General features: G+C 52.7%; 12 protein-coding genes. 7 read left to right on the top strand and 5 right to left on the bottom strand.

The annotated features are described in order from the left end of the window. The 3 genes from BC440_RS08980 to BC440_RS08990 form a co-directional block, all read right to left on the bottom strand. Entirely contained in the window at nt 1–888 is an 888-nt protein-coding gene (locus BC440_RS08980) for a carbohydrate ABC transporter permease (protein WP_007089385.1), read from the bottom strand. Then, nucleotides 881–1,789, bottom strand: coding sequence for a sugar ABC transporter permease (locus tag BC440_RS08985; protein WP_007089386.1), 909 nt, complete (start codon nt 1,787–1,789; stop codon nt 881–883). The genes BC440_RS08980 and BC440_RS08985 overlap by 8 nt, the downstream gene beginning before the upstream one ends. 99 nt (nt 1,790–1,888) lie before the next feature. Beyond that, nucleotides 1,889–3,151, bottom strand: coding sequence for an ABC transporter substrate-binding protein (locus BC440_RS08990; RefSeq protein ID WP_037991354.1), 1,263 nt, complete (start codon nt 3,149–3,151; stop codon nt 1,889–1,891). 561 nt (nt 3,152–3,712) lie between these two features. Here BC440_RS08990 and BC440_RS08995 point away from each other — a divergent pair. Together BC440_RS08995 and BC440_RS22385 are read left to right on the top strand one after the other, a co-directional pair. Beyond that, nucleotides 3,713–4,525: a prephenate dehydrogenase gene (locus tag BC440_RS08995; RefSeq protein ID WP_071239920.1), complete on the top strand. Its 813-nt coding sequence runs from the start codon at nt 3,713–3,715 to the stop codon at nt 4,523–4,525. Nucleotides 4,526–4,802: 277 nt separating this feature from the next. Beyond that, nucleotides 4,803–4,967 carry a DUF1127 domain-containing protein gene (locus BC440_RS22385; RefSeq protein WP_007089389.1) on the top strand — a complete coding sequence of 55 codons (165 nt, stop codon included), beginning with the start codon at nt 4,803–4,805 and terminating at the stop codon, nt 4,965–4,967. Nucleotides 4,968–5,088: 121 nt separating this feature from the next. On the opposite strand, the gene BC440_RS09000 is transcribed toward BC440_RS22385, so the two are convergent. After that, nucleotides 5,089–6,663 carry a cryptochrome/photolyase family protein gene (locus BC440_RS09000; protein WP_071239921.1) on the bottom strand — a complete coding sequence of 525 codons (1,575 nt, stop codon included), beginning with the start codon at nt 6,661–6,663 and terminating at the stop codon, nt 5,089–5,091. Between the two features lie 281 nt (nt 6,664–6,944). Here BC440_RS09000 and bfr (BC440_RS09005) point away from each other — a divergent pair, with 281 nt between their 5' ends. From bfr (BC440_RS09005) to BC440_RS09025, 5 genes are all read left to right on the top strand, one after another. Beyond that, nucleotides 6,945–7,421, top strand: coding sequence for a bacterioferritin (bfr, locus tag BC440_RS09005; RefSeq protein ID WP_037991343.1), 477 nt, complete (start codon nt 6,945–6,947; stop codon nt 7,419–7,421). Between the two features lie 21 nt (nt 7,422–7,442). Next, nucleotides 7,443–7,934, top strand: coding sequence for a bacterioferritin (gene bfr / locus BC440_RS09010; RefSeq protein WP_007089392.1), 492 nt, complete (start codon nt 7,443–7,445; stop codon nt 7,932–7,934). 178 nt (nt 7,935–8,112) lie between these two features. Next, on the top strand, nt 8,113–10,599 hold the full coding sequence (locus BC440_RS09015; protein ID WP_083379331.1) for a heavy metal translocating P-type ATPase: 2,487 nt from the start codon (nt 8,113–8,115) through the stop codon (nt 10,597–10,599). Further along, nucleotides 10,596–10,979: a Cu(I)-responsive transcriptional regulator gene (gene cueR / locus BC440_RS09020; protein WP_007089394.1), complete on the top strand. Its 384-nt coding sequence runs from the start codon at nt 10,596–10,598 to the stop codon at nt 10,977–10,979. The genes BC440_RS09015 and cueR overlap by 4 nt, the downstream gene beginning before the upstream one ends. Before the next feature lie 31 nt (nt 10,980–11,010). Continuing rightward, nucleotides 11,011–11,493 (top strand): cytochrome c, encoded by a 483-nt coding sequence (locus BC440_RS09025; protein WP_071239922.1) that lies wholly within the window; start codon nt 11,011–11,013, stop codon nt 11,491–11,493. 54 nt (nt 11,494–11,547) lie between these two features. Here BC440_RS09025 and BC440_RS09030 read toward each other — a convergent pair whose 3' ends face one another. After that, nucleotides 11,548–12,660 carry a PAS domain-containing sensor histidine kinase gene (locus BC440_RS09030; RefSeq protein WP_063091907.1) on the bottom strand — a complete coding sequence of 371 codons (1,113 nt, stop codon included), beginning with the start codon at nt 12,658–12,660 and terminating at the stop codon, nt 11,548–11,550. Nucleotides 12,661–12,667 lie beyond the last annotated feature (7 nt).

Here is a 12,667-nt window from a genome sequence, read left to right on the forward strand (position 1 = left end):
TTATCCCTTCACCGAACCGGCGGTCAGGCCGCGGACGAAGTATTTTCCGGCCAGAACATAAACAAGTAGCGTCGGCAGGCCGGTCAGCAGGGCTGTGGCCATATCGACATTGTACTGTTTCACGCCGGTCGTGGTGTTGACGATATTGTTGAGTGCGACAGTCATCGGCGCATTATCGCCAGAGGCGAAGGAAGCACCGAAAAGGAAGTCATTCCAGATCTGGGTAAACTGCCAGATGACCGACACGACGATGATCGGTGTCGAAATCGGCAGAATGATACGCCAGAAAATGGTGAAGAAACCTGCGCCGTCGATAGTGGCTGCCTTCACCAGTTCATCCGGGATCGAAACATAGTAATTGCGGAAGAACAGGGTAGTGAAGCACAGGCCGTAAACGACATGCACAAGAACAAGACCGGTGGTCGAGCTGGCAAGGCCAAGTGACCCCAGAACCTGTGACATCGGCAGCAGCACAACCTGGAACGGAATGAAGCAGCCAAACAGCAGCAGGGCAAAGACGATATTAGCCCCTTTAAAACGCCATTTGGTCAGGGCATATCCGTTGATCGCACCAAGGAATGTCGAAATCAGAACCGCCGGAACCGCCATTTTGACCGAATTCCAGAAGTAAATTTTAATGCCTGAACATTCAACGCCAACACAGGCTTCATTCCACGCATAGGTCCAGGCATCGAACGTGATGACGCGCGGCAGCGAAATGAGTGAGCCTTCCCGGATTTCATCGAGCGACTTCAACGAGGTCGAAATCATCACGAAAAGCGGGAACAGATAGTAGGCTGCAAACAGGATCAGAACGAGATATAGCAACCCGCGCAGTATGGTATGTTTCCAGCCTGCGTCGTGGCTGTAATGCTGAATATCAGCCATTTTTCTTGCCTCCGCGCAGTTCGGAATACAGATACGGCACAATGATCGCCATCACGGTCGCCAGCATCATCATGGCACTTGCGGCACCAACGCCCAGCTGGTTGCGCTGGAAGGCCATCGTGTACATGAAGGTTGCCGGAAGATCGGACGAATAGCCGGGGCCGCCGCCGGTAAGTGCAATGACGAGGTCGAAGCTTTTAACGGCCAGATGGGCCAGAACGACGATCGCACTGAGGAAAACCGGACGGATCGACGGGATGATAATGCCGAAATATATGCGGGGCAGGCTGGCACCATCCATATAGGCTGCGCGAATGATGTCCTGATCGACGCCGCGCAATGCCGCAAGGAACATTGCCATAACAAAACCCGATGCCTGCCAGACGGCTGCGATCACGACCGTGTAGATCGCCATGTCCGAATTGACCAGCCAGTCGAATTTGAAACTGGTCCAGCCAAGGTCATGCATCATGCTTTCCAGGCCAAGGCCCGGATTGAGAAGCCATTTCCAGACGGTGCCTGTCACGATGAAGGACAGGGCCATCGGATACAGGAAAATTGTGCGAAGGACGCCTTCGGCGCGGATGCGCTGATCAAGAAGAACTGCAAGCAGGCAGCCAAGAAACAGGCAGATAACAATAAAGAGACCGCCGAAAATCAGCAGGTTCTCGATGGCAACATGCCAGCGTTCCATTTGCCACAGACGTTCGTATTGCCGCAGACCGGCCCAATCCCAGACCGGAAGCATGCGCGATTTCGAAAACGCCATATAGCCTGTCCACAGGATGAACCCGTAGACGAAAAACAGGGACGCAGCAAAGGACGGTGCAACAACGATCTTGGAAAGATGACGCTGGATGCTGGCCGTCAGGTTGCTTTCGGTGCTTGAAGAAGCCCCCATACCCTTTGCCTCAAACAATTAAAGTAGCGGGAATCCGGCCCCGGAAATGTCCGGGGCCGGTGCGTCGTCAGTCAATGTGACTGTACAGGTCAGATGAGATTAGTCTTTGGCCAGTTCAACAGCTTCGACCAGCCGCGAGACGGCTTCGTCAGACGACATGTCGGAGTTGAAGTGGGCGGTTACGACGTCAATGATCGCACCCGAAAGATGACCGCGAAGAGCCATGCCGTGTGCCATCGACGGAAGGAACCCGCCTGCGTCCTGGGCAGCCAGAAGGTCAGCCTCGGATTTCTTCGCACAATCGTCAAATTTGTCGAGCGGAACGCCAAGACGTGCCGGGATCGAGCCTTTGAGAAGGTTGAAGGTTTCCTGGAATTTCTGGCCAACGATCAGTTCTGCAAGCAGTTTCTGGCCTTCTACCTTGTCATCGCCCGAAACATTGAACATCGCAAAGCTGTCAACGTTGAACAGGTAACCGTGTTCGGACGGGGTTGCCGAACAGATGAAGTCTTTGCCCGGGACTTTGCCAGCAGCAAGGAATTCGCCTTTTGCCCAGTCCCCCATGATCTGCATGGCGGCATCGCCATTCATGACCATAGCTGTTGCAAGGTTCCAATCACGACCCGGGAAGTCGGCATCGACATAACCGCGGATTTTACGCATCTGGTCGAACACGGCTTTCATCGTGTCTGATTTCAGCGCGTCTTCGTCGAGATCAACCAGGGCTTGCTGGTAGAATTCCGGGCCGCCAAGCCCAAGAACGACGGTTTCAAAGACGGTTGCATCCTGCCACGGCTGACCACCATGGGCGACAGGCGTGATGCCGGCCGCTTTGAGCTTGTCAGCAAGGGCGTTGAATTCGTCCCAGGTTTTCGGCGCTTCGGTGGCACCAACTTTGGCCAGCAATTCCGGGTTTGCCCAAATCCAGTCAACACGGTGAATGTTTACAGGAACGGCAACATAATCGCCTTCATACTTCATGACGCTCTGAATAGCTGGCGGAATGACTTTGTCCCAGCCTTCTGCTTCGGCAACGTCATTCAGATCGGCAAGTGCACCCTGTTCTGCCCAGTCCTGGATCGCCGGGCCTTTAAGCTGAACAGCGGCCGGGGCATCGCCCGACAGAACGCGCGAACGCAGTACGGTCATTGCGGCGTCACCGCCACCACCGGCAACCGGGCTATCAACCCATTTGCCACCACGTGCTTCGAAATCTTCTTTCAGGGCAGAGACCGCTTTGGCTTCACCGCCCGAGGTCCACCAATGCAGGACTTCGGCAGTCGGTTCGGCATGTGCAAAGCTTGCAGTCGCGAGAGCAGAGAACGCCACACCGGTGGCGAGAATGGTTTTGCGCAGATTCATTTAGGTTTCCTCCCTGGCTTTAAACCAATTGCAGCGACAACATGCTGCCAAGGGGGACCCTTTGCACTCACAAAACTGTAACAGGGCGTTTCCAGAATGCGAACTGAAACAAACTGTTACAAAAATAGCATGATAGTCCTGAATTATATTGCATGGCAGCAAGGGAAATTAGCCTATTTCGCCGCAAGACAGTTATTCCAGTGATGCACAACTGAATGAAATGTGTCCGTATTTGTAACAGCTTGGAACAGGCGTGCCGGTGCAATTTGAATTCAGCATGCGTCCTTCGTAGAAGGTGTGAAAAGCTCTGCGAGAGGGTGAGGGACTTTAGTATTGATGCTGTGCTGCTCTTGGTATCGTGCCAGAGATGCCAAGATGCCTTGACATGGAAAGGTTTGGCATTATTAATCGCCGCCATGAAAAACGTTATTTGCCTGTTTGCTGATTTCTATTACGGCCCTGCCACATAAGGCGGGAGCGTTTTTCTATGTTCAACCGCTGCGTCGTCGGCGGTTGATTTATAAGGCAGGCACCGGCATCGCAGCTCTTCGGAGACAGAAGATGCCTTTTTTATTTCCAGATCACCCGACCATCGGGATTTTCGGGTTCGGCGCCTTTGGCTGTTTGACCGCCCGGCATCTGTCGGATCATTTTCCGGTTTTGGTACATGATGTTAATCCTGATGCGGTTTCGGCATACGTGTCGGAAGCAGCACATGGAAACATTCGGGCGGCTGATATTCTAAGCGTGGCGAAATGCGATATCGTCATTCTGGCCGTTCCCGTTACGGAAATGAGGTCTGTGATCGCGACGATTTCACCATATTTGCGTACGGGGGCGATTGTTCTGGATGTCGGGTCCGTGAAAATGGAACCGGCGCAGGCAATGCTTGAAGGGCTTCCCGATCATGTCGAGATCATCGGTACTCATCCGTTGTTTGGTCCGCAAAGTGCGCGGGACGGTGTTTCCGGGCTTAAGATCGCGATATGCCCTGTGCGGGGATACAAATTTCGCCGGATTGCCGCGTTCCTGCGCCATATTCTGCGGCTCAAGATTTTTGTTGTTACTCCGGAGGTCCATGACCGCGAGGCCGCGGTCGTGCAGGGTGTCACGCATCTCATTGCCAAGGTTCTTGCCCGGATGGATCCATTGCCTGTGCGCATGACGACAGCAAGCTTTGACTTGCTGGTCAAGGCCACCGAAATGGTGCGCTACGACGCGCCCAGCGTTTTCTGGGCGATTGAAAACGAGAACCCCTATGCCGGTGCCGTGCGGGAACAGTTCTTTGAATTGGCAATGGGGGTACGTGATCAGCTAGCGGGTGATAAATTAGCGGGTGATAAATGTGTGGTTGCCGCGGGAATGGCGAAATGAGCTTTTTGCCGTGCGTGGCTATGTTGCGTTGCCGCATGGGGGCGAAGGCTGAAATATATGATTTATTTCAATTTTTCCTGTGATGAAGGCTACAAGTTTCACAATTGAACCCATTCAATTGTGACGTTTTGGAATAGATGATATGCAATCTTTGGCGGTTGAGGTATATGGCACTTGGGAGCATATTGCATTGCAGAAAGCGAAGTGATGAACGCGCCGACCAAAAGCGGAAGACCCGCAGGCTAGCGTTCTTATTCTTAAACCAAGGAGGTTCAACATGTTCCTGTCCAGTATTCTCGTTGCTGTTCGCCGTTGGGCCTATGCACGCTCTGTCGCGAACGAACTCTACAATCTCGACAAGCGTGATCTGGATGATGTCGGGATTTCCCACTGGCAGATCAAAGACGTAGCGCGCAAAGCTGCTCGTGACGCGATCGCTTAAGCCAGACTGAATTTCGGCAGCGCCAGTTTGTAGGCAGCTGTGTAAGCAGAAGCCGGACATTTCGTCCGGCTTTTTGTTTTTCTGTCTTCTGAATATGCCGCTGTATTTCAGATGATCCCGGCTACCACAGGCTTGCCTGATGTGATGGCTTTGGGATTTTTCCGGTATCCATCTGTGTCAGGAAATGCTCGGCCTGTTCGATTAGTGCCGTTTTACTGTTCCCATTCATACGCGACCAATTGCGATATGGCATAGCAAGGCGCGGATTTTTGCCGAGTTTATCGACGTTACGATCCAGGAAGTGCCAGTAAAGTGCGTTAAAGGGGCATGCATCGGGCCCTGTGTTCTTATTGGGACTGTATTGGCAAGCCGTACAGTAATCAGACATCCGGTTGATGTATTTTCCACTCGCAGCATAGGGCTTGGACGCCATTTTTCCCCCGTCGGCATAAAGTGCCATGCCAAAGGTGTTGGGAAGTTCCACCCACTCAAATGCGTCGATATAAACTGCCAGATACCATTCACAGACTTCCTTTGGATCCAGACCGGATAGAAGCGCAAAGTTGCCAATCACCATCAATCGCTGAATGTGATGCGCGTAGGCATTGTCCAGCGTTTCGGTGATGGCGTGATGCAGGCAGTTCATCCCAATATTCCCATCCCAGAAAAAGGCGGGTAGGGGGCGTCTGGCATCGAAATAACTGCCTTTTCCGTAATCGGGCCCCATATGCCAGTAAAGCCCGCGCACATATTCGCGCCAGCCAAGGATCTGACGAATAAAGCCCTCGGCGGCGTTGATTGGTATCTTGCCGACGCGATAGGCATTTTCAGCGGCACGGCATACTTCATCGGGGAGCAAAAGGCCGACATTGATATAGCCGCTTAGAAGAGAGTGATAAACAGTGCTGCTTTTTACAGTCATCGCATCCTGATAGTCACCAAATAGCGGCAATCGATGTTCTATAAAGTGATCAAGGACTGTAAGCGCATCGCGTCGGGTAACCGCCCAGCCGAAACTTTTGTGATCCCCGCAGGCATTCGGGAAATCCTGTTTAACCCGGTTGAGCAATGCCTGCGTGATGCTATCCGGTTTGAAAGTCAGGGGGCTTGGCGGCCTGTGATCATCGGGAAGGCGTTTGCGATTATCGTGATCAAAATTCCACTGACCGCCAACCGGTTTGCCATCCGGTTCCATCAGGATACCGGTTGTACGTCGCAGTTGCCGATAGAAATACTCCATACGGAGTTCCTTGCGGTTTTCAGCAAATTCCGCAAATACCGAAAGTGGGGCAAAGAAACGATCATCGTCGCGAACATCAAGGACGATACCGAACTTGTCCGCCCATGTTTCGATTTCCGTGCGTATCCGCCATTCGCCGGGCTCTGTAATGATTACATGTTTTACCGGATGATTTTTCAATGCCAGTTTCAGGGCATCGCTAAAGCTATTGGTCGGCTGATTCTCATAATCGAAATAACAAACCGCGAAACCCTTTTCACGTAATTCATGAGCGAAATGGCGCATCGCAGACAGAATGAAGACAATTTTCTGCTTGTGATGGGCGACATAGTTTGCCTCGCTGTTCGGTTCCGCCATTACAATCAAGTCGTGATCAGGATCGGCATCCCTTAAACTTGCCAGTGAAACAGACAGCTGATCACCAAGTATGAAACGGATCGATTTGATGGCAGACATTTAACGGGCGACCTCCGGCAGCGAAAATCATATTTCCGACTCGTACGCGAAAAAAGGTCCCAGAGATTGGTTGAAGCAAACAAAAACAACCGAAAACGGGCGGACCGATTTTCATTCGCAATGGTTGCTGCGCGAATGATTTTTACTTGTGTGCCATGATCTGAAAATTTGCAAAAAATCGGCTAAATTATTGATAATGGTAATCAAAGGCGCGGTTTTCCCTTGAAAAGGGGAATGGTCGATCCCACTATTTGGACAGCCCAATCATCAGGAGTGCCACCATGAAGGGTGATCCCAAGATCATCAGTTATCTTAATCGCGTGCTGACCAACCAGTTAACGGCGATTAACCAGTATTTCCTGCATGCCCGTATGCTCCGCGACTGGGGCGTGGAAGAAATGGGCGAGTACGAATACAAACTTTCGATCAAGGAAATGAAACGTGCCGATGACACCATCGAGCGCATTCTGTTCCTTGAAGGTCTGCCCAATCTTCAGAATTTGAACAAGCTTATGATCGGCGAGAATGTCGAGGAAATCGTTTCCTGCGACATGAAGTTCGAGTTGGCAAGCCTGCCGCTTCTGCGCGAGGCGATTAGCGCCTGCGAAAAGGCCGAAGACTTTGTAACCCGCGATCTGCTGGTCAAATTCCTTGAAGATCAGGAAGAACATGTCGACTGGCTGGAAACGGAGCAGTGGCAGATCGAAAATGTCGGTATGCAGAATTATATTCAAAGCCGTTCTGGCGACGGCGACTAACACATCAGGAGCTTAAACGCCATGAAGGGTAACAAGAAGGTTATCGACGCGCTGAACAAGCAGCTTACGGCTGAATTGTCCGCCGCCGACCAGTACAACACCCATGCCGAGATGTATCTCGATTGGGGTTTGCATGCACTTTATGCTCGTATGCATCATGAAAAGGACGAAGAACTCGAACATGCAAAACGCCTGATCGAACGTATTCTGTTCCTTGAAGGTGTGCCCGATACCGCGTCGCGCAGTCCGATCAAGATCGGCAAAACCGTGCCCGAGATGATGAAAAACGATCTCGAACACGAATATCATGTGATCGATCTTCTGAAAAAGGCGATTAAACTTGCCGAGAAGGAAGAAGATTATCAGACGCGCAATATGCTGACCACGCTGCTGGATGACAGCGAAGAGGACCATGCATATTGGCTTGAACAGCAGATCCGTCTGATCGATATGATGGGCTTGCCGAACTATATCCAGTTCCGCGCTGTTGGCGAGCCGAACCCGCACGGTTAAGGTTGCCAAATGTCATTTGAAAACCCCGGTATTGTCCGGGGTTTTTTATTTTTTATCAGATATTTGAGGGTGAATTGATCACGCAAAATCAATCCGCCCGTTTTATGCTTGACCTTCCAGTTGCTGGAACCTCTATGGTCACCCATATCAAGTTATTGATTATGGAATGGTGACCTAAATGGACAGGCGATCAGAACCCGACATCCCTGAAATTCGTGGCAATGGTGCCCCCGGTTGGAAAAAACCGACGGACGAAGGGGCGCGTGGCGAAGTGACCCTGCAAATCGGCGGGATGACTTGTTCATCCTGTGCCGGTCGGATTGAAAAGGCATTGGGCAAGCTGCCCGGTGTATCGTCCGAGGTTAACCTTGCGCTGAATTCTGCCCATGTCACCTTTGATCGTGATCAGACATCAGTTAGCAAACTGGCCGATACCATCCGTTCCGCGGGCTATTCTGTTGCCGATGAAAGCCGGTCTTTTGATATTGATGGCATGACCTGTGCCAATTGCGCGCTTCGCGTCGAAAAGGCATTGAGCAAACTGCCCGGCGTTACGGAAGCCAGTGTCAATTTCGCACTGGAGCGGGCCGATATTCATACCTTACCGGGACAGGTTGGTGACGCCGATGTCATCGCGGCTGTTGAAAAGGCCGGTTATCACGCTGTTTCACGAGGCAAATCCGGTCAGGAAAACGGGCAGGATCCCGCAGACCAAAAGAATTCCGACAAGTCGCTTTGGTGGCTGGCGGCTTCGATTGTCCTGACCGCGCCGTTGGTGGCCCAGATGATCTGGATGTATCTGGGGGTCGATTTTCATTTGAGCCCGTGGGTAGAACTGGCGCTGGCGACCCCGGTGCAGTTCCTGATCGGTTGGCGGTTTTATCGCGGCGCCTGGATGGCGTTGCGTAACGCCAGCGCCAATATGGACGTGCTGGTCGCACTTGGCACGTCGGCCGCCTATTTCCTGAGCCTTTATAACATGATTGTGGCTGGTCATGACGGGCAGACTCATCTTTATTTCGAGGCATCCGCCGCGATCATCACCCTGATCCTTGCCGGTAAAATCATGGAAGAACGCGCCAAACGCGGTGCGTCGGCGGCTATTCGTGAACTGATGGCGCTACGTCCGCGCCGTGCGCGTAAACTTGACGAAACCAAAGGCGAAATTGAAATCGATATCGCCCAGCTTGTTATCGGTGACACCGTCAGGGTTTTGCCAGGTGAACGTGTTCCCGTTGATGGCAAGGTTTCAGCAGGTGAAAGTGAGCTTGATGAAAGCCTGATCACCGGAGAAACACGCCCGGTCGCGCGTGTGGCAGGGGATATGGTCGTTGGCGGCGCTGTCAATGGCACCGGGCGGCTTGATGTCGAAGTCACCGCAATCGGCGAAGATACAACACTGTCGCGGATCATTCGGCTGGTTGAACAGGCCCAGACCGGAAAGGCACCGGTTCAGAAACTGGTCGATAAAGTTTCCGGGATTTTTGTGCCCGTGGTCGTCTTGATTGCCTTGGTTACCTTTGGCGGATGGCTTTTATTCGGTGCCACGATGGAAGCATCGATTGTGGCCGCTGTTTCGGTTCTTGTTATTGCCTGCCCCTGTGCATTGGGACTTGCGACACCAACCGCACTGGTGGCGGGCACGGGGGCCGCGGCGAAAAGCGGTATCCTGATCCGGAACTTCGATGCGCTGGAACAGGCACACAATGTTGATACCGTCATTTTTGATAAAACCGGTACCCTGACCGAAGGCAAGCCAACAGTTCGAGACATCAAACCCGCAGAGGGCACAGATGAAGCCGAACTGCTGCGTATGGTTGCCGCCGTGCAGGCCGCAAGCGAACATCCGCTGGCGCGTGCAATCGTCAATGCCGCACGCAAACAGGAAATTAAAATTCCTGACATCACTGATTTTAGCAGCAAAACCGGTGCCGGTGTTCAGGCAAAGGTTGAAGACCATAATGTCGTTATAGGCAATGAGGCAATGCTTGCCGATCTTGGTATTGGATTGCCAGATGATGATCTTGGCAGCCAGATTGCCGATTACGAAGGGCGCGGCCAGACCGTCATTCTGGTTGCGATTGACGGCAGGTTCGCCGGGTTCATCACGCTGGAAGATCGCATTCGTGCGTCGGCTAAACAGGCGATAGCCGATCTGAAAGCGCGTGGGATCAACAGCATCATGTTGTCTGGAGACGGTGAAGATGTTGCTTCCTATGTTGCAGAGCAGCTTGGTCTTGAAGAAGGCCGCGGTCGTATCCGGCCGCAGGACAAGGCGCGCGAGGTCGAAAAACTGCGCAAGGCTGGCCGTCATGTTGCCATGGTCGGCGATGGTATCAATGATGCGCCAGCCCTGGCGGCGGCGGATGTCGGTATTGCGATGGGGGGCGGTACCGATGTGGCCATGGAGACGGCGGGCATTACCCTGATGCGGTCTGACCCGGCACTTGTCGAGGGGGCAATTGATGTGTCGATCGCAACACGGCGCAAGATCGCCCAAAACCTGTTCTGGGCGTTTGGTTATAACGTGATCGGCGTGCCGTTGGCGGCGTTCGGTATCCTGAGCCCCGCGATTGCGGGGGCTGCGATGGCGTTGAGTTCGGTTTCGGTCGTCAGCAACTCGCTGTTGCTGCGCGGTTGGAAAGTCCGCGGAGAAAAACCATGAATATTTCCGATGCATCCCGCGATAGCGGTCTTCCGGCGAAAACCATCCGTTATTACGAGGATATCGGACTGGTAAAGCCCGGTCGGCTTGAAAACGGCTACCGGGACTACAGCGACGATGACTTGCACAAATTGCGCTTTTTGCAGCGTTCCCGGGGGCTTGGCTTTTCGGTAGAGGATTGCCGGGTGTTACTGTCGCTCTACGAGGATCGAAACCGTGCTTCGGCAGATGTGAAGCAGATTGCCAAAACACATCTGATCGAAATCGAACGCAAGATCGCAGAACTGCAAAGTCTGCAAAAGACCTTGTCGCATCTGGTTGACGAATGCCAAGGCGATCATCGTCCTCATTGTCCTATCATCAACGATCTCGCGGGATAGCCTGCTTAAATCTGAAGAAGGAAGACATTCGTTGAAGAAGAAAACGATTTTTGCCCTCGGCGGAGCTGTGGCCGTGTCCGCAATCGTGGTGATTGCTGTTGTCGTTTCAGGTGCCTACCCTGAAAAAGATGCGGCGCAGGTTCGCTTGCAACCCGATAATTTGCAACTGGTTGCAATGGGCAAGAAAATCTATGACGCCAATTGTGCGTCCTGCCACGGTCGTGATTTTAAAGGGGAAGCAAACTGGCGCGAACGACGCGACGATGGTTTGCTGCCTGCACCTCCCCATGATGAAACCGGCCATACCTGGCATCACCCGGATGATTTGCTGTTTGCATTGACCAAATATGGTCCGGCGAAAATGATCGGTGATGGTTATCAGTCTGCGATGCCCGGCTTTGAAAAAGTTCTGACGGATGAGGAAATCATAGCATCCCTGTCCTATATCAAAAGCCGCTGGCCCAAAGAAATCCGGATGCGCCACGATCAGATGAACAAGTCGGCCGCCCAATAAAGCACAAGGCCTGGCAATGTTCTGCCGGGCCTTCATGTTTTTACGACATAAAACCTAAACGCGGGGCAGGGTGATTCGTACTGTTGTGCCCTTGCCAAGGTCGCTTTCGATGCTTAGTCGTCCTCCGTGCAATTCAACCAAAAGCTTGGCCAGCGGCAAACCAAGTCCCGTTCCCGCACTTTCCTTGACCCCTGATGGGTGCAATTGGGAGAACCGGGCAAGAGCGCGTGGAATGTCGTTCGGACTCATGCCGACACCATTATCCTGAATGGCAAAACAGATTTCGTCGTCCAAGACCGTCAATGTTACGGAAATCTCTCCCTTGTCGGGGGTGAACTTGGCGGCGTTGCTGAGGATGTTTATCAGGATTTGCTTCAGTTTCAGGCGATCACATGGCATCATCAATGGTTTTTGCGGCAAATTCAGGATCAGTTTGTGATGCCGTTTTTTGATGTCGTCGCTGACTAGTTTTGTTGCTTCCTGCGTTACAGAAACAATATCGTCTTCTGCCAGTTGCAAAGCCATCGAGCCATTCGAAAGCTTCGAGACATCAAGAACATTGTTCACGAGTTCAAGCAGATGCGTTCCAGCCTCGTACACGTCGCGTGCGCAGTCACGATAGCTGTCGGAAATATCGCCCAGCACGCCTTCGGCGATCAATTCGGAATTGCCGATAATCGCATTAAGCGGGGTGCGCAGTTCATGCCCCATATTGGCAATGAAGTCGGATTTTGATGCATTGGCGTCCGAGCGTTCGCGATTCTGTTCCATCAAGGTGCGCTCGGCCTGTTGCTGCCTGTCATTTTCAAGCAGCGTCATCAGGACAGCTGTGCGTGTTTCGTTTTCGCGGAAATATTCCAGCGGGGCGATGGACAGATCGCACATGTGGCTTTCATCGCTGGCATTGACCAGCACGATATCGCCGCGCCATGTCCTACCGGATGCAAAGACATCATCAATGTCATTGAGAAGTCCGGCAGACAGAAAGCCTGCCTTGCGCCCGATCATCCGGTCGCGGGCAACACCGATCAGGTTCGCCATGGCGTCATTGCACTGCAAAACCTTGCCGCTACGCTCGCAGATGACGGCGGCATAGGGCAGTGCGTTCAGAACAACTTGATCTGCCAATGGCGCGGTTTCCGCGTCAATCGGGGAGTCTGTGGTCATGTCGGCC

Source organism: Thalassospira sp. MIT1004, from assembly GCF_001858545.1.
GTDB lineage: Bacteria > Pseudomonadota > Alphaproteobacteria > Rhodospirillales > Thalassospiraceae > Thalassospira > Thalassospira xiamenensis.